The sequence below is a fragment of the Mesorhizobium sp. genome (assembly GCF_017306585.1).
Classification (GTDB): Bacteria; Pseudomonadota; Alphaproteobacteria; order Rhizobiales; family Rhizobiaceae; genus Mesorhizobium.
Window position 1 is genome coordinate 1 of sequence record NZ_JAFKIC010000244.1, and the last position, 17,987, is coordinate 17,987.

General features: G+C 63.1%; 14 protein-coding genes and 1 tRNA gene. 12 read left to right on the plus strand and 3 right to left on the minus strand.

Annotated elements, in window-relative coordinates; translation table 11 throughout:
• The 4 genes from J0I79_RS29445 to J0I79_RS29460 all read left to right on the plus strand — a co-directional run.
• A partial coding sequence (locus J0I79_RS29445) for an NADH-quinone oxidoreductase subunit M (protein WP_292867722.1) occupies positions 1–1,134 on the plus strand: 1,134 nt, incomplete at its 5' end.
• A gap of 18 nt (positions 1,135–1,152) precedes the next feature.
• Complete coding sequence (nuoN, locus tag J0I79_RS29450) at positions 1,153–2,589, plus strand: NADH-quinone oxidoreductase subunit NuoN (protein ID WP_292867725.1); 1,437 nt, start codon at positions 1,153–1,155, stop codon at positions 2,587–2,589.
• A gap of 4 nt (positions 2,590–2,593) precedes the next feature.
• Positions 2,594–3,415, plus strand: a complete 822-nt coding sequence (locus J0I79_RS29455) for a biotin--[acetyl-CoA-carboxylase] ligase (protein ID WP_292867728.1) — start codon at positions 2,594–2,596, stop codon at positions 3,413–3,415.
• Between the two features lie 96 nt (positions 3,416–3,511).
• A complete protein-coding gene (locus J0I79_RS29460) occupies positions 3,512–5,182 on the plus strand; it encodes a ribonuclease J (RefSeq protein ID WP_292867731.1) in 1,671 nt (556 codons plus the stop codon).
• A gap of 10 nt (positions 5,183–5,192) precedes the next feature.
• On the opposite strand, the gene J0I79_RS29465 is transcribed toward J0I79_RS29460, so the two are convergent.
• Entirely contained in the window at positions 5,193–6,056 is an 864-nt protein-coding gene (locus J0I79_RS29465; protein WP_292867734.1) for an MBL fold metallo-hydrolase, read from the minus strand.
• A 159-nt stretch (positions 6,057–6,215) separates the two neighbouring features.
• On the opposite strand from J0I79_RS29465, the gene mce reads away from it, so the two are divergent.
• A complete protein-coding gene (mce, locus tag J0I79_RS29470) occupies positions 6,216–6,620 on the plus strand; it encodes a methylmalonyl-CoA epimerase (protein WP_292867737.1) in 405 nt (134 codons plus the stop codon).
• Entirely contained in the window at positions 6,617–6,901 is a 285-nt protein-coding gene (locus J0I79_RS29475) for a DUF1467 family protein (RefSeq protein ID WP_292867740.1), read from the plus strand. The genes mce and J0I79_RS29475 overlap by 4 nt, the downstream gene beginning before the upstream one ends.
• 513 nt (positions 6,902–7,414) lie before the next feature.
• Here the strand turns inward: J0I79_RS29475 and J0I79_RS29480 are convergent.
• Positions 7,415–9,916 carry a caspase family protein gene (locus J0I79_RS29480; protein WP_292867743.1) on the minus strand — a complete coding sequence of 834 codons (2,502 nt, stop codon included), beginning with the start codon at positions 9,914–9,916 and terminating at the stop codon, positions 7,415–7,417.
• Positions 9,917–10,145: 229 nt separating this feature from the next.
• Here J0I79_RS29480 and proS point away from each other — a divergent pair, with 229 nt between their 5' ends.
• The 5 genes from proS to J0I79_RS29505 all read left to right on the plus strand — a co-directional run bounded on the left by proS (position 10,146) and on the right by J0I79_RS29505 (position 16,869).
• Positions 10,146–11,474, plus strand: coding sequence for a proline--tRNA ligase (gene proS, locus J0I79_RS29485; RefSeq protein ID WP_292867746.1), 1,329 nt, complete (start codon positions 10,146–10,148; stop codon positions 11,472–11,474).
• Positions 11,471–12,757, plus strand: coding sequence for a lipoprotein-releasing ABC transporter permease subunit (locus J0I79_RS29490; protein WP_292867749.1), 1,287 nt, complete (start codon positions 11,471–11,473; stop codon positions 12,755–12,757). Before proS ends, J0I79_RS29490 begins: the two co-directional genes overlap by 4 nt.
• Positions 12,757–13,437, plus strand: a complete 681-nt coding sequence (locus J0I79_RS29495) for an ABC transporter ATP-binding protein (protein WP_292867752.1) — start codon at positions 12,757–12,759, stop codon at positions 13,435–13,437. The genes J0I79_RS29490 and J0I79_RS29495 overlap by 1 nt, the downstream gene beginning before the upstream one ends.
• A gap of 137 nt (positions 13,438–13,574) precedes the next feature.
• The gene (locus tag J0I79_RS29500) at positions 13,575–14,858 is read left to right on the plus strand and encodes a lipoprotein-releasing ABC transporter permease subunit (RefSeq protein ID WP_292867755.1); all 1,284 of its coding nucleotides are present in this window, start codon (positions 13,575–13,577) and stop codon (positions 14,856–14,858) included.
• 760 nt (positions 14,859–15,618) lie between these two features.
• Positions 15,619–16,869 (plus strand): site-2 protease family protein, encoded by a 1,251-nt coding sequence (locus tag J0I79_RS29505; RefSeq protein ID WP_292867758.1) that lies wholly within the window; start codon positions 15,619–15,621, stop codon positions 16,867–16,869.
• Between the two features lie 53 nt (positions 16,870–16,922).
• Here the strand turns inward: J0I79_RS29505 and lipB are convergent, their stop codons facing one another.
• Complete coding sequence (gene lipB / locus J0I79_RS29510; RefSeq protein WP_292867761.1) at positions 16,923–17,666, minus strand: lipoyl(octanoyl) transferase LipB; 744 nt, start codon at positions 17,664–17,666, stop codon at positions 16,923–16,925.
• A gap of 235 nt (positions 17,667–17,901) precedes the next feature.
• Here lipB and J0I79_RS29515 point away from each other — a divergent pair.
• Positions 17,902–17,986: transfer RNA gene (locus J0I79_RS29515), tRNA-Leu, on the plus strand.
• The last annotated feature ends 1 nt before the right edge of the window (position 17,987 follow it).

The window sequence follows — 17,987 nt, forward strand, 5'->3', positions numbered from 1 at the left end:
ACGCTGATGATCGGCGTGTTCTGCGCGCTCGACATCGTGCTGTTCTACGTCTTCTTCGAAGCCGGCCTGATCCCGATGTTCATCATCATCGGCGTGTGGGGCGGCAAGCGGCGCGTCTATGCCTCGTTCAAGTTCTTCCTTTATACGCTGGCCGGCTCGGTGCTGATGCTGCTCGCCATCATGGCGATGTTCTTCCAGGCCGGCACGACCGATATCCCGACGCTGCTGACGCACAACTTCCCCGCCAACATGCAGACCTGGCTGTGGCTCGCCTTCTTCGCTTCCTTCGCGGTGAAGATGCCGATGTGGCCGGTGCATACCTGGCTGCCGGATGCGCACGTCGAAGCGCCGACCGCCGGTTCGGTCATCCTGGCCGGCATCCTCCTGAAGATGGGTGGGTACGGCTTCCTGCGCTTCTCGCTGCCGATGTTCCCGCTGGCGTCCGAGATGTTCGCGCCGCTGGTGTTCACGCTCTCGGTCGTCGCCATCATCTACACCTCGCTGGTGGCGCTGATGCAGGAGGACATGAAGAAGCTGATCGCCTATTCCTCGGTCGCCCATATGGGCTTCGTCACCATGGGCATCTTCGCCATGAACCAGGAAGGCGTGCAGGGCGCGATCTTCCAGATGCTCAGCCACGGGCTGGTCTCGGGCGCGCTGTTCCTGTGCGTCGGCGTCATCTACGACCGCATGCACACGCGTGAGATCGCGGCCTATGGCGGCCTGGTCAACAACATGCCGAAATACGCCACCGTGTTCCTGATCTTCACCATGGCCAATGTCGGCCTGCCGGGAACGTCAGGCTTCATCGGCGAGTTCCTGACCATGCTCGGCGTGTTCCGGGTCAACACCTGGGTGGCGTTCTTCTCCGCCACGGGCGTCATCTTGTCGGCCGCCTACGCGCTCTGGCTCTATCGCCGGGTGATCTTCGGTGCGCTGACCAAGGACAGCCTGAAGGGGCTGCTCGACCTGTCGACACGCGAGAAGGCGATCATCTATCCGCTGGTCGTGCTGGTCATCTTCTTCGGCGTCTATCCCGCTCCCGTCTTCAACGCGACGGCCCAGTCGGTCAAGTCGCTCGTCACCAATGTCACCGCATCCATCGGCGCCGCGCAGACCGCGGCGGCGAACTGATCAGGGGTTTTGCGAACCATGACGCCGGACCTTCTTTCCAGCCTGTCGCTCTCGACGCCCGAGCTGATCCTTGCCATCGGCGCGCTGGCGCTGCTGATGGTCGGAGCCTATTCGCGTTCCAACGCCGCCAATACGGTGACCGGCCTTGCGGTCGCGGTTCTGGTGATATCGGGCGCCTGGCTGATCTTTTCGACGGGGCAGGGCAGCGCCTATGGCAATGCCTTCATCCAGGACTCCTTCGCTCGCTTCATGAAGGTGCTGGCCCTGATCGGCTCGGCGGTGACGCTCATCATGTCGATGCGCTTCGCCAAGGCCGAGCGCTTCGACAAGTTCGAATATCCTGTCCTGATCCTGTTGTGCACGCTCGGCATGATGCTGATGATCTCGGCAAACGGCATGATCGGGCTCTATCTCGGCCTCGAACTGCAGTCGCTGGCGATCTATGTGCTGGCGGCGATCAACCGCGACAATGTCCGTTCGACGGAAGCCGGCCTGAAATATTTCGTCCTCGGCGCGCTGTCGTCGGGCATGCTGCTCTACGGCATCAGCCTCGTCTACGGCTACACCGGCAACACCGGATTCCAGGAGATCGCCAACGCGCTCGGCAGCGGCGAGCGCCAGCTTGGCCTCGTTTTCGGCCTGGTCTTCGTGCTGGCCGGCCTTGCCTTCAAGATTTCGGCGGTGCCGTTCCACATGTGGACGCCCGACGTCTATGAAGGCGCGCCGACACCGGTAACCGCCTTCCTGGCGGCGGCCCCCAAGATGGCCGCGATGGCGCTGATCGTGCGCGTCACCATGGGCGCGTTCAAGCCGATCGCCTCCGACTGGCAGCAGATCATCGTCTTCATCTCGATCGCCTCCATGGCACTCGGCGCTTTCGCGGCGATCGGCCAGACCAACATCAAGCGCCTGATGGCCTATTCCTCTATCGGCCATATGGGCTATGCGCTGGTCGGCCTTGCCGCCAACAGCCAGGCCGGCGTGCGCGGCGTCGCCATCTACATGCTGATCTATCTGGTGATGACGCTCGGTACCTTCGCCTTCATCCTCGCCATGCGGCGCAAGGAGGGCAATGTCGAACAGATCAGCGATCTGGCCGGTCTATCCTCGACCAACCCGATCATGGCCACAATTCTCACCATCCTGATGTTCTCGCTGGCCGGTATTCCGCCGCTCGCCGGCTTCTGGGGGAAGTGGTACGTCTTCCTGGCAGCCATCAACGCGCATCTCTACGCGCTGGCGATCATCGGCGTGCTGGCCTCGGTGGTGGGCGCCTATTACTATCTGCGCATCATCAAGATCATGTGGTTCGATGAGCCGGTCGGTGGTTTCGTGCCGATGGCGAGCGAATTGCGCCTCGTGCTCGGCGTCTCCGGCGCTTTCGTGCTGTTCTATGTGCTGATCGGCGGACCGATCGGCACCTATGCCGAAGCCGCCGCCAAGACGTTCTTCTGACGGAATGGCATTTCGGCTGGCCCCAACCTCGGCGTCGGAAGGGTTCCGGCTCGAGGCGCATGACAGCGTCGGCTCCACCAACACGGTGGCGCTTGACCATGCAAGGGCGGGCGATCCCGGCAGATTGTGGGTCGTTTCCAAGAAGCAGGAAAGCGGGCGCGGCCGGCGTGGCCGGGCCTGGGTGTCGCCGGAAGGCAATCTGGCGGCGACCTTGCTCGTCATCACCGGCGGTGAGCTTCGTGTCGCGGCAACGTTGGGGTTCGTGGCCGGATTGTCACTTGCCGATGCGCTTGATGCAGTCGTGCCGAAGGGGCGCATCGCCATCGGTCTCGACGGCGCCAGCCATGGACAGAACCGATTCGAGCTGAAATGGCCGAACGACGTGCTCGCCTCCGGCGCCAAGCTCGCCGGCATCCTGCTGGAATCGGCTGTTCTCGACGGCGGCCGCTTCGCCGTGGCGGTCGGCATCGGCGTCAATGTTGTGGCGCACCCACCGGATTTGCCGTATCCCGCGACATCGCTTCAGGCGCTCGGCGCGACATGCGACGCCGAAACCTTGTTCCTGGCGCTGTCGGATGCGTGGAGCGAGAATTCACGCCTCTGGGACGAAGGGCGCGGCCTTGCCGCCGTCAGGCAGCGCTGGCTGGGGCGCGCGGCGGGTCTTGGTAGCGAGGTTGCTGTCAGAATTGACGGTAATGTCGTGCGCGGCGTGTTCGAGACCATTGACGAGGACTGCCGTTTCGTGATCCGCGACGATGAGGGGACGGTTGTGACGGTTGCCGCCGGTGACGTGCATTTCGGCGCGGTCGCGTCCGCGCGGGTATAACCGTTTGTTTTTGCGCAATTCCGGGCGGAAAACCGTTAGACACTTTTCCTGGAATTGCTTTAAGGGCTTGGCCTGAGGGCCAGGAAGGGAAAAATCATGGCGAAAGCGGAAAACGCCGAACTCGTCTTCGTGCCGCTCGGCGGTGTCGGCGAGATCGGCATGAACTTCGCCCTCTACGGCTACGGGCCGCCGAGCGCGCGCGAGTGGATCGTCATCGATGTCGGCGTCACCTTTCCCGATTCGGCGCATCCGGGCGTCGATTTGATCCTGCCCGACACGCGCTTCATCGAGGAGCATCTCTCCAACCTGCGCGGCATCATCATCACCCATGCCCATGAGGACCATTACGGCGCGCTGCTCGACATCTGGCCTAGGCTGAAGGCGCCGGTGTGGATGACACCGTTCAGCGCCGGGCTCTTGGAGGCCAAGCGGCAGGGCGAGCAGGGCGCACCGAAAATCCCGCTGACCATTTACCGCGCCGGCGAGAAATTCACCGTCGGTCCCTTCGAGATCGAGGCCATTCCGGTGGCGCACTCTATTCCGGAGCCAATGTCGCTGGCGATCACGTCGCCGGCCGGCACCGTCATCCATACCGGCGACTGGAAGATCGATCCGGAACCGACGATCGGACCCAAGACCGACGAGGCGCGTTTCCGCGCCTATGGCGACAAGGGTGTGCTCGCTCTGGTCTGCGATTCGACCAATGCGCTGCGCGAAGGCGAATCCCCTTCGGAAGTCGCGGTGGGCGAGGGCCTCAAGGGCGTCATCCAGGCCGCCAAGGGCCGCGTCGCCGTCACCACCTTCTCCTCCAATGTCGGGCGCATCGTCTCCATCGCCAGGGCCGCGCGCGATGCCGGCCGCCAGTGCCTGGTGCTCGGGCGCTCGCTGAAGCGCGTCATCGATGTCGCCGATGAGCTCGGCTATATGGACGGGCTGCCGGAGTTCATCGCCGAGGAGGATTTTGGCTTCATTCCTCGCGAAAACCTGGTCATCATCTGCACCGGCAGCCAGGGCGAGCCGCTGGCGGCGCTGGCGAAGCTGTCGCGCGACGAGATGAAATCGGTGTCCCTGACGGCTGGCGACACGGTGGTGTTTTCCTCACGCACCATTCCCGGCAACGAGAAGGCGATCCTCGAAATCAAGAACCGGCTGATCGATCTCGGCATCAAGATCATCGAGGACGGCGACGCGCTGGTGCATGTCTCCGGCCATCCGCGCCGCAGCGAGTTGCGCAAGATGTATGAATGGGTGCGCCCGCAGATCGGCGTGCCGGTGCATGGCGAAGCCGCGCATCTGGTGGCGCAGGGCTCGCTGATGTCGACTTCCGGCATCGGTCAGGTGGCGCAGGTGCGCGACGGCGACATGCTGCGGCTCGCTCCCGGCCCGGCCACCATCATCGACCAGGTGCCGTTCGGTCGCATCTACAAGGACGGCAATCTGATCGGCACCGACCAGGCGATGGGCATCCGCGACAGGCGCAAACTGTCCTTCGCCGGCCATGTCGCGGTCAATGTCGTGCTCGACGACAAGTATGAACTGGCCGGTGATCCCGATCTGGTCGCCATCGGCGTCGCTGAGGCCGACGCCAGCGGCGAGACGCTCGAGGACCTGATGCTCGACGCGGCGGTCGGCGCGGTTGATTCGATCCCTCGCCAGCGGCGGAAGGACCTCGACCTGGTGCAGGAAGCGGTGCGGCGCGCGGTGCGCGGCGCCGCCAACGAAGCCTGGGGCAAGAAACCGTTGGTGACGGTTTTCGTCACCCGCTGAACGCGACCGGTCAGATGTTCAGTTGGTAGCCGACGGGTATCCAGCGAAAGGATCCGTTGGCCCGCTCGACATAGCCCAGGCCCGGGAACGGCATGTGATGGCCGGCGATGAGCAGGCGTTGCTCCGCCGCCATCTTCAGCAGCCGCTTGCGGGTTTCGACCGCCTGCTCCTTGTCGTCGTCGAAATCGGCATGCCATTCGGGATGCTGGATGGATACGGCATAGTGCAGGAAGGCGTCCGACCAGATCAGCAATCGCTGTCCGCTGTTTTCGACCAGAAATGCCAGGAGCCCGGGCGAATGACCGGCCGCGTCGACGGCGATGATGCCCGGCACGACTTCATCGCCGGGCACGATGAAGGTCGCCCGCTCGGCCAGGCCGGTGCATATCAACCTGAACAGGTCACGATTGGCCAGCCTGGCCGGGCGCACCGCGTCGCCTTGCGTCCAGAAGGCGAATTCGGCCGCGCCGAATACATGGCGGGCGCGGTTGAAAACCGGTTCGCCATTCCTGACGAGACCGCCAATATGGTCGGGGTGTCCGTGCGTGATGACGACCACATCGATGTCATCAGGACCGAGCCCAAGGTCTTGCAGGCAGCCCAGAAGCGAACTGTCCTCCTCTCCGCAGCCGGTGTCGAACAGGATCTTCTGCGAACCTGTGTCGATCAGCGTCGGGATGAAGCAATGTTCGTAGCGATCCGGGTCGATGAAATTCGCGGCCGCAAGGTCGCGAACCGCCGCCGCCGGCTGTCCGGCCGCGAAGGCTGAGGCGAGGTTGTCCCTGATATCGGCGGCGTCGAGCAAGGCAGCGGCTTTGAAAGAGCCGAGATTGAAGGCGAAGACGCGGGCGCGGGCAGGGCGGATTTCGGACATTGCCGTTTGTACTTTGAGCCTGGCGGTTGGAACAGCCGCAGATCGTGATTTGGAAGACAGGAAAGCGAAGTGCGACAGTGCGCGCGTCCTGGATGGCTGTTGATGCCGGTCGATTTGACGTATGACGCCAGCACTGGACGCAGGAGGATTTGCTCGCACATGCTGGGACGGCTGAACCATGTCGCGCTCGCGGTGCCGGATCTTGCCGCCGCCATCGCCACCTACCGGAACACGCTGAGCGCCGAGGTCAGCGAACCGCAGGCCTTGCCGGAGCATGGTGTCACGGTGGTGTTCGTCAATGTCGGCAACACCAAGATCGAATTGCTGGAGCCGCTTGGTCAGGGATCGCCGATCACGGCGTTTCTCGAGAAGAATCCCTCCGGCGGCATGCATCATCTCTGCTACGAGGTCGATGATATCCTGGCCGCGCGCGACGCGCTCAAGGCCGCCGGCGCCCGGGTGCTGGGCGACGGCAATCCCAGGATCGGCGCGCATGGCAAGCCGGTGCTGTTCCTGCATCCGAAGGATCTTTTCGGCACGCTGACCGAACTGGAGCAATCATGAGCTGGGTTTCGTTCACCGCCCTGTTTTTCGCGACCTGGTGGGTGGTGCTGTTCGTCGTGCTGCCGTTCAGCGTCAGGACGCAGGATGACGATCATGACGTGACGCTCGGTACCGTCGCGAGCGCGCCGCGCGGGCCGCATATGCTGCGCGCCGTGATCCGCACGACCGTCGTCACGGCTATCGTGATGGGCATTTTCTATGGCCTGACCCACGGGCTGGGCTACAGCCTCAACGACATTCCGCACATCGTGCCGGAGTTTGGCCAGACACCGGCGAAGTAGATAGCCGGCAAGCGGGTTTGGGCGATTCCGGCTCGCGCTTTTCACTCTTGAGACCGGGCTCATAGCCCGCCGGATTCGGTGGCCCTCATTTTGCCGTCGGGGGATAAAAGCTATCCGGTAGTTGGTGGCGCTAACCAGATGATTGCACAAAAAAAATGCAAGGCACGAGGCCTTGCAATTAAACGCGTCCGATCCGTTTCCGGTTTCCGGCGGCAGCGAGTAACCGCGCCTAGATCGCATCCTCCCAAGACTTTGACCGCGTAGGAGAGCAGATTTTTCTCCGCCCTCTCGGTTATCGCGGCACACTAGCCTAAGCCGAATGAAAATGTCACGAAGAATTTTGCCCCGAAACAGGCATTCTCGTGCTGCACTGCACAATAGTACGGCATACTTTGCTTTTGAATCGATCAATAAGCATCGATGGAGCCTTTGGGGCCCGTCCTGAATTGACGCGCGCAAAGAATTGGCCGCAAATCCCAAGAGGTTTGGCTCCTTCGAAGAGTCGGGCCGGACCTATTTGGGGGCGCCGGCCTCAGCTATCGCTTTCTCGACCATGCCGATCCAGCCTTCATTGGCTCCGGGCAGTCGTCCTTGTGATTTCAGGCCCGTTAGCATCGCCAGGGCGGCTTTGAAATTTGTCGCAGGATCGACGCCGGCGACCGCGAGCTTGTAACGGCAGAAGGCCGCATCGACGATGCGCTGCGCATTGCCCGGATCGGATTGCAACTGGGCATTGGCAAGCGCGAAGCCGGCTTGATACTCCGCCACGGCACCGCTCCTGTCGCCCTTGGCCATCAGCACGTCGCCGATTCGGTTGTGGCCCACCGCGAGGTCGCGCTGCCATTCGGCATTACCGGGATCAAGCTCGGCAAGATATTCCGCGATCGCCTGCGCGGATCGGTGGTCGGCGAGCGCTCCATCAAAGTCGCCCGCTTCATTGCGCACGTCCGCCACCTTGCCCAGCGCGATCTCGAGATCACGCCGCCATAGTGTGTTGGCAGGATCCCGCGCCACCAGTTTGCGCACGATCTCGACGCCGCGTTGGTATGGTTCGAAAGCCTTGTCGTTATGTCCGGTCAACCGCTGCAGGTCGCCGATCGCGTTCAGGCTGACGCCGATGTCACGCTGCAGTTCCATGTCGTCCGGGCTCTTCCTGGCCAATGCTTCGGTGATCTGCAGGGCGACTTCATATTCGGCGATGGCGTTTTCCAGGTCGTTCATCAGGCGCAGCGCCATGCCGATCTTGGAGTGGCTGACCGACAGGTCGCGCCGGAAGCCGTCGTCGTCCGGTGCTTTCTCGACCAGGAATTCCACCGCCTTCAGTCCCGCGCGATAGTTGACAAGCGCGGCCGGGCCATCTCCTGAAACCCTTAAGGCATCGCCGATGCGGTTGAAGCAGACAGCGTAGTCGCGCAGATAGGCAAGGTTGGGTTCCTTTTCGAGGATGCCCTTCATCGTGGCGAGCGCCTGCTGATAAAGCGCTATCGCGCCGGCGATGTCGCCCATCGCCATCTTGACGTCGGCAACCTTGTTCTGCGCCACGACAAGGCCGCGCTGGTGGTCGATATCGGCAGGCTGGGCGGCGGCCCGTTTTTTCGCCGACTGAACCATGGAATCATAGGCCTTGGCTGCCTCCTGCAGATTGCCGATGGTCATCTCCAATGTGCCGATCAATTCCCAGGAGAGCGTCTGCTGGTAGCGCGCGTCGTCGGATATGTCGAAGCCGTCGACATCGGCGTAAAGCGCCACGGCCTTGCGATAGTCCTCGATGGCCAGGTCGTAACGCAACTGCGCCTGTGAGGCGCCGCCAGCGAGATAATGCGTCGTTGCTTCCGACAGCGTGCGCTCGATGAAGCGGTTCTTCAGATCGTCGCGCGACTTGCCGTCAATGTCGGCTGCCTTGCCAAGAAGGGCGCGTGCGGCGTCGAATGAGCCGAGCGCCAGTTGCGCCTCGGCTTGCTGGCGCAGCGCCGTCACCTGCGGATCGGAAGAGGCGACGTTGCGCATGTCGGCCCGAACCTTGATGAAGGCATCGGCCGCCTCCTGAAGCTTTTGCTGGCGCTGCCTCGGCGCCATTGTCTTGCCGTCGGAGGTGATGAGCGCGGCATAGAGTGGCGCGAGCGGCATATCCGCGTTCGCGGCCACCGTCTCGACCTCCGAGCGCAGGTCGGGCGTTACGTCGGCCATGGCAAGCAAGAGGCGGTCGCGCTCGGGCAGAGCATCCTTGCTGGTCTGGGCGGCGAAGAAGAGTTGCGGCAGGCCGCTCTCGACGTAGGGAAGCTGCTTGCCGCGCGACAGGTCGTAGACCTGCTGCTGCACCAGTGTCAGGACGGACCGTATTTCGAGCCCATCTGTCGGCAGGAACTTTGCCAGGGCCGCGGAAAAGTCGGAGTTGCCGGACGTGCCGTCGGAAGCTGTTTGTCCGGGCGCCGCGGAAAAGGCGAACAAGACGTTCTCCGCACGGCCCATGCGCCCGAGCCCCGGCTTTGCCTCTGCCTTCACCTCGGGTGCGATGGCCACGACGCCGCGTCCTCCAGCAGCCTGGCCGCCGCCGGAGTTGCCGTCACCGGATTGTCCGAAAGGATCGTTTCGGCAAGCATCGAGCACGACGAGACCGATCCGGCCGACCGCGGTCACTGTTTCGCGCACTTCTTCGAGAGGTAGGCTTGTCGCCTTCAGCCGGTCCAGCGAGGTTGGATCGGCATCGACCGGCAGAAGACGGTTGTCGCCCGCGATTTCGACGCCATGACCGGAGAAATAGATCAGAGCGACATCGGCGCCGGCGGCATCGTCGCGAAAGTCCTCCAGCGCGCGGCGCATGCGCTTCAAGTCGCGGTTCGCTTCGGTGGTGACCTCGAAGCCGAGTTTTTGCAGTGCGGATTCAATGGTGCGGCTGTCGTTCACCGCATTCTTCAGCGGGCGAACGTTCCGGTACTCGTCGGCCGCGATGATAAGCGCGACCCGCCGCTCGGCGTGTGCCGCCGAGACGAAAAAAATCGCCAGGGTAATTGCCAAGAAAAACCGCAATGTCCCAATCCGCCCCAAGTTGACAGCGTCCCACGGCTCTTCAACTCAGGCAAGTCGGCAGGATATGATCCATAAGCTCAAGGATTCCGGGCGGAGCGGGGCGAATGCGCCGGCATCGCCGGGTTTTCATTCCGTCATGAAATGGCTATGAAGCCGGGTCAAGCAAGCCTGCGTCGCGCCGATTCTGGCGTGGCCATTCTCAATCACGGACCAGTCCATGCGTTTGTCGCGCTATTTCCTGCCCATTCTCAAAGAAAATCCCCGCGAGGCCGAGATCGTTTCGCACCGGCTTATGCTGCGCGCCGGCATGATCCGCCAGCAGGGGCAGGGTAGTTTCTCCTGGCTGCCACTTGGCAAGCGGGTGCTGGACAAGGTCTGCAACATCATCCGCGAGGAACAGAACCGCGCCGGCGCGCTGGAAATCCTGATGCCGACCATCCAGTCGGCCGATCTGTGGCGCGAGAGCGGGCGCTACAACGACTATGGCAAGGAGATGCTGCGCATCAAGGACCGCCAGGACCGCGACATGCTGTACGGTCCGACCAACGAGGAAATGGTCACCGAGATTTTTCGCGCCTATGTGAAATCCTACAAGGACCTGCCGCTCAATCTCTATCACATCCAGTGGAAGTTCCGTGACGAGGTGCGGCCGCGCTTCGGCGTCATGCGCTCGCGCGAATTCCTGATGAAGGACGCCTATTCCTTCGATCTCGACTTCGAGGGCGCCCGGGCGGCCTATAACAGGATGTTCGTCTCTTATCTCAGGACCTTCACGCGCATGGGCCTGCAGGCCATTCCGATGCGCGCCGACACCGGGCCGATCGGCGGCGACCTCAGCCACGAGTTCATCATCCTGGCCGAAACCGGCGAAAGCCAGGTATTCTGCCACCGCGACTATCTTTCGCTCGCCGTGCCCGGCGCCGACACCGACTTCGCCAATGACGGCCAGATCGCCGATATCGTCCAGACCTGGACGACGCCCTACGCGGCGACCGACGAGATGCATGACGAGGCGGCCTGGGCCAAGGTTCCGGCTGGCGACCAGGTTTCGGCGCGCGGCATCGAGGTCGGCCACATCTTCCATTTCGGCGAGAAGTATTCCAAGCCGATGGGCGCCAAGGTGACCGGGCCGGACGGCAAGGATCATTTCGCGTCGGGCGGATCCTACGGCATCGGCCCGTCGCGGCTGGTCGCCGCGATCATCGAGGCGAGCCACGACGAGAATGGCATCATCTGGCCGGAAGCGGTGGCGCCGTTCGATATCGGGCTGATCAACATGAAGGCCGGCGACGCCGACTGCGACCGTGTCTGCGACGAACTGAACGCCGCCTTCACCGCCGCCGGCAAGGACGTGCTCTATGACGATACCGACCAGCGGCCGGGCGGCAAGTTCGCCACCGCCGACCTGATCGGTCTGCCCTGGCAGGTTATCGTCGGACCGCGCGGCGTGGCAGCGGGCGAGGTCGGGATCAAGAACCGCAAGACCGGCGGGCGCGTGGCGTTGCCCGGCGTCGAGGCGAAAACACGCTTTGGTGCCGCCGCATGAGCGAGGCGGCGGCAGCGAGATCGGCCGGCGCCGGCGCGTTCTCCATCTTCGAGCGCATGGTGGCGTGGCGCTATCTGCGCTCGCGGCGCAAGGAGACGGTGATCTCGGTCATCGCCTCGATCTCCTTCCTCGGCATCATGCTGGGCGTGGCGACGCTGATCGTGGTGATGGCTGTCATGAACGGGTTCCGCGCCGAGCTTCTGACGCGCATCCTCGGCGTCAACGGCCATCTGATCGTGCAGCCGCTCGATTCGCCGCTCGAGGATTACGCGCAGGTCGCCAGCCGCATCAACGGCGTGGCCGGCGTTAAATACGCGCTGCCGCTGATCGATGGGCAGGTTTTGGCGCAAGGCAATGTCGGCGGTGGCACCGGTGCGCTGGTGCGCGGCATCAGGGGCGAGGATCTCGGCAAGATCGCGATCGTGGCCAGCAACATCAAGCAGGGCACGCTGGAGGGTTTCGACAGCGGCGAGGGAGTGGCGATCGGCAAACGCATGGCCGAGAATCTCGGCCTGACGCTCGGCGATACCATCACGCTTATCTCGCCGGACGGCGACGTGACGCCGCTCGGCACGAACCCGCGCATGAAGGGCTACAAGATCGCGGCGATCTTCGAAGTCGGCATGTCGGAATATGACAGCTCCATCGTCTACATGCCGTTCTCGGAAGCGCAGCTCTATTTCAACATGGACGGGCGGGCGCAGACGATCGAGATCTATGTCGACAATCCCGACGATGTCGACGCGCTGAAACCGAAGATCGAGGAGGCCGCGCAACGGCCGATCGACCTCGTCGACTGGCGCCAGCGCAACGAAACCTTCTTTTCGGCGCTGCAGGTCGAGCGCAATGTGATGTTCATGATCCTGACGCTGATCGTGCTGGTGGCGGCGCTGAACATCATCTCGGGCCTGGTCATGCTGGTGAAGGACAAGGGGCATGACATCGCCATCCTGCGCACGATGGGCGCCTCGCGCGGCGCCATCCTGCGTATCTTCCTGATGACGGGGGCGGCGATCGGCGTCACCGGCACGATCGCGGGCGTGCTGCTCGGCGTCGTCATCTGCCTCAACATCGAATCGATCCGTCAGTTCTTCTCCTGGATGACCGGCAAGGTGCTGTTCAATCCCGAACTCTATTTCCTCAGCCAGTTGCCGGCGAAAATGGTCCCGCGTGAGACGACCTACGTCATCATCATGGCGCTTGGCCTGTCTTTCCTGGCAACGGTGTTTCCGGCATGGCGGGCCGCCCGCCTCGATCCCGTTGAAGCGTTGAGGTACGAGTAGTGGCCGAGGTCATTATCGAACTGAAGAGCGTCGAGCGGCACTATGTCCAAGGGCCGCGCAAGCTCACCATCCTGAACGGCGCCGATTTCTCGCTGCGTCGCGGCGAGATGGTGGCGCTGGTGGCGCCGTCAGGCACCGGCAAGTCGACCCTGCTGCATACGGCAGGGCTGCTGGAGCGGCCGGATGCCGGTGACGTGATCCTGTCCGGCCGCGCCTGCGGGCGGCTTTCCGACGACGAGCGCACCTCGATCCGCCGCAACGATGTCGGCTTCGTCTACCAGTTCCATCACCTGCTGCCGGAGTTCTCGGCGCAGGAAAACATCATGATGCCGCAGCTGATCAAGGGGCTGCCGCGCAAGGAAGCGGCCGAGCGTGCCGCGCAACTGCTCGACTACATGCAGATCGGCAAGCGCGCGTCGCACCGGCCGTCCGAGCTGTCGGGCGGCGAGCAGCAGCGCGTCGCCATCGCGCGCGCGGTCGCCAACGCGCCGCTGGTGCTCTTGGCCGACGAGCCGACCGGCAATCTCGACCCGGTCACCGCTTCCTACGTGTTCGAGGCGCTGGAGGCGCTGGTGCGGCAGTCGGGGCTCGCGGCGCTGATCGCCACGCACAATCACGAACTGGCCTCGCGCATGGACAGGCGCGTCACGCTCGCCGAAGGCAAGGTTGTGCCGCTGTAGGCACGCCTTCCTACCTGCATCCACGGTGCCCAGCTCATGCGTTTCTCGAGCCATTTCCTGTTCATCCTGACCCGCAAGACAAGCGAGCGCAGAAAGATGCCCCTGGCCACCGCTGTCAAACCCCTGATTTCTGCCGCATGAGCGAGGCGGCGGCGAGATCGGCAAGCGCCGGACCCTTTTCCATGTTCGAACGCATGGTGGCCTGGCGCTATCTGCGCTCGCGGCGCAAGGAGACGGTGATCTCGGTCATCGCCTCGATCTCCTTCCTCGGCATCATGCTGGGTGTTGCCACGCTGATCGTGGTGATGGCGGTCATGAACAGGTTCCGCGCCGAGTTGTTGACGCGCATCCTGGGCGTCAACGGCCATCTCATCGTCTCGCCGGCCGATCTGCCACTGGAGGATTATGCCGAGCTTGCCACGCGCATCAACGGCGTGGCCGGAGTCAAATATGCCATTCCGCTGGTCGAAGGCCAGGTTCTGGCGCGGGGCAATGTCGGCTCCGGCAGCGGTGCGTTGGTGCGCGGTATCAGCGGCGGCGACCTTGGCAAGGTCGCCCTGGTGGCTGGCAACATCAAGCAAGGCTCGATCGCCGGTTTCGATACGGCAGGCGGCGTCGCCATCGGCAAGCGCATGGCGACGAATCTCGGCCTGGCGCTCGGCGATACGATCACGCTGATTTCGCCGGATGGCGATGTAACGCCATTCGGCACCACACCCCGGCTGAAAGCCTATCCGGTAACGGCGATCTTCGAGGTCGGCATGTCGGAGTACGATGCCTCGATCATCTACATGCCGTTCTCCGAAGCGCAGCTGTACTTCAACTCGGAGGGCAAGGCTCAGAACCTCGAGGTTTATCTCGACAACCCGGACGATGTCGACGCGATCAGTCCCAAGGTGGAGGAGGCGGCGCAGCAGCAGATCTACCTGACCGACTGGCGCCAACGTAACCAGGGTTTCTTCTCGGCGCTGCAGGTGCAGCGCAATGTGATGTTCATGATCCTGACGATGATCGTGCTGGTGGCGGCGCTGAACATCATTTCCGGCCTCGTGATGCTGGTGAAGGACAAGGGGCACGACATCGCCATCCTGCGCACGATGGGCGCCTCGCGCGGCGCCATCCTGCGCATCTTCCTGATGGCTGGAGCGGCGATCGGCGTGGCGGGCACGATTGCCGGCGTCCTCGCGGGTGTTTTCATCTGCCTCAACGTCGAGCGCATCCGCCAGTTCTTCTCCTGGATGACCGGCAAGGTGCTGTTCAATCCCGAGCTCTATTTCCTCAACCAGCTGCCGGCCAGGATGGAATTCGGCGAGACGGTTTCGGTCATCGTCATGGCGCTTGTGCTGTCGTTCCTGGCGACGCTGTTTCCGGCCTGGCAGGCCGCCCGTCTCGATCCGGTCGAAGCGTTGCGGTACGAGTGATAGCTACGGGGGTAGGCCAACATGCCCAGCGAGATTTCTAAAAAATATAGGCTGGCCTGACGGATTCTGATCTCTCCGAGAGCCATTCAAGCTCAGAACCGCCAGTGAGCTTTCAGCGCGATAAGGATGGAAGAGATCGAGATCATCACTAGGATGAGCAGCCAGGTTACAAAGTTGCTGGAGAGGCGCCACTTGCGGCCTTGTCTCATGCGCTTTCGCCAGCGATCAGCTTGATTAGCGCCTTGGTGTTGCCCCACGTCCATCACTCGGAGTCGTTCAGCTATCCACTATTGTCTTGGTCGAGCTTAAGCTGGCGTTAATATGTTTGCCGAGGTAAGCAAAATCGCAATGGCTTGAAACGCGCCAGGAGTCGTAAAGGCTTATCCCTACGCTGGCGTCGCGCGACATCTTCCTGACCTGTTGATAGGCGTCGGGCCGTCAACCTTTCCTTAACCCTGCCGATTTGATCGCCCGGAGATTCCGCCGTCGGGGGATTTCGCGCGTTGACTTCAGAACAAAATTAGAACAAATTAAAAACATATCAACAACAGGAGAGAGTTATGACCGATCTGGTTCAGGATGTCGTCTCACTGGTTTGCATGAGTGCGTTTCTCGTTTCCATGGCGATCTGGATCGGAGCCATGTGATTTGGCGGCGCTTGCCAATGCTGTTTCCCCGGTCGTTGAAGACCGCTCCCGCCGTTAAGTCTTTCTTGCCACCGCGACGTTAGGGTGCCCTGAAGGCAGGGAGCAACGTCCAGGTGTCGCCCATCGTCACGGCCATTCTGGTGGCCAGCAATCTCGGGCTGATCTTTCTTTTGATGACCGTGCCGCTCGGTTTGCGCACGGTCAGTGTCAGCCGCGTGATTCCCGCGGATCGGCAGCGCCTCTGGCAGGCGCTGTGGCCGCTCGGCTGCGAGGCCGGCTGGTCCGGCGAAATCCTCTCCGCGCAGCCGCTGGACGATGAGGGTGTTGCCCGCATCATGCTGTCGTGGGAAGGCCGCGACGGCAAGCCGATCGAGCGCCGGGCACGCTTCGACGACATTGTCGAAGGTAGCCGGTTCTCGATGCGCGTCATCGAGGATACGGCTCTCGATAGCTCCTTCTGGAAAGACTATAGCGAAACGACCGAGCTTGTTTCGGAAGGTGGCGCGACGCGGGTGACGCTGAGCCGCACCGACCGCTACCGGGGCGTCGCCTTTCTGGTGTTCCGCTTATTCGCCATGCGCCGCGAGCTCTCCAAGCTGGAGCGCTGGGCGGCGACGGGGCGCTATAGCAAGGGGGGGTGGTTCGAGCATCCACTGAGCCAGGTCGGTTTTGCCGTGCTGTCGGCCTTGATCCTGTGGCCCTTTTTCGGCCTCCACCTTGTCGGACTGGCGCTGGCGTCGATCCTGACCTCGGTGGTCGCGCTGCACGAACTCGGTCACATGGCGGCGTTCCGGCTGATGGGCCATCGCAAGGCGCGGATGATCTTCATCCCGCTGCTCGGCGGCATCGCCATTGGCGGCCGGCCCTACAACAGCCGTTTCGAAGTCGCCTTCGTGGCGCTGATGGGAGCGGGTTTCTCCGCCTTCCTGGTGCCGATCGCTATTGCCGCCAGCGCGCTTGCCGGCGCCGAGGGGCATAAGGCCGCAGCCGGGCTGCTGGCCGCGCTGGCCGGCTGCGCCGCCTTGTTCAACGTCGCCAATCTGGTGCCGGTGTGGAAGTTCGATGGCGGCCAGGTGCTGCGCCAGATCTGCCCGGGGCCAATCGTCCTGGCTCTGGCCTCGTTCTCGCTGCTCTCGGCCTTTCTGGCGCTTGGCTGGCAGGCGGGCTTTTCCCTGGGTTTCCTGCTCGCGGCCGGTGCTGTTTTCGCCATTCTCAGCCTGCTCACCGTGGGAAGCGGCGTGAAGCCGCGTCATGAGCTGGAGCCGATCCGGACGGTCGATCGCTTCGTCATCGCTGTCGCGTTGCTGGCGGTCTTCACCATTCATGGCTACGGCGTTTTGTGGGCGGCGGCGCAACTGGTCTGAAGTGCGCTGATACTAAGATGGAGCCGGCGGATCGGCATTCACGGGCTGGAAGATCAGCCGGCCTTGCGGGCCGATTCGGCGGACAATGTGTCGGCGGGGCCGAACACGTCCTCAAACGCCGATTTCAGCGCCAGGTCCAGATCGCTCATCGTAACGGGAAGGCCGAGGTCGACGAGGCTGGTGACACCATGATCCTGCACGCCGCAGGGCACGATGCCGCCGAAATGGGAGAGGTCCGGCTCGACATTGATGGCGATGCCGTGAAAACTCACCCAGCGCCGCAGCCGGATGCCGATCGCCGCGATCTTGTCCTCGGCCGGCGAGCCATCAGGTAGCGCAGGACGATCCGGCCGCACCACCCACACGCCGACCCGGTCCTCGCGGCGTTCGCCACGCACGTTGAAGGCGTCGAGCGTGCCGATGATCCATTGTTCGAGCGCGGCGACAAAGGCGCGGACGTCCTCGCGGCGGCGCTTGAGGTCAAGCATCACATAGGCGACCCGCTGGCCGGGGCCATGATAGGTGTATTCGCCGCCTCGGCCGGCCGAGAAGACAGGAAAGCGGTCGGGCTCGATCAGGTCCTCGATGTGGGCGCTGGTGCCCGCCGTATAGAGCGGCGGATGCTCGACCAGCCAGACCAGTTCGCCGGCGGCGCCGCTGCGGATGGCCTCGGCGCGGGCTTCCATGAAGGCGAGCGCGTCGGGATAGGCCGTGAGGCCTGGCTCGATCAGCCATTCGACCGGCGCGGAGCCGGGCAAGGGCAGGAACGACGTGGCGATCTGGCTGCGTTCTGGCATGGCTTTTCGTTGTTTCGCTCATGCATCCCGGGGTAAGCTCAAAGGCCTGCGTCCGCGAGGCATGCATCCACCCTCCATATGGCGATATCGGGCGCAAACGTCCAGTTCCCCGCACTCGATCCGATCCTGTGGACTGTTATGCCAATCGCTTAGGATTATTGCGCATTGCGCACTTGTTTCGCCGGAAACGATTTGCTACACGCCGCGAGCCGGTCGGTTCCGGCTCCTACCACGTGCGGTCGTGGCGGAATTGGTAGACGCGCAGCGTTGAGGTCGCTGTGGGGCAACCCGTGGAAGTTCGAGTCTTCTCGACCGCACCAT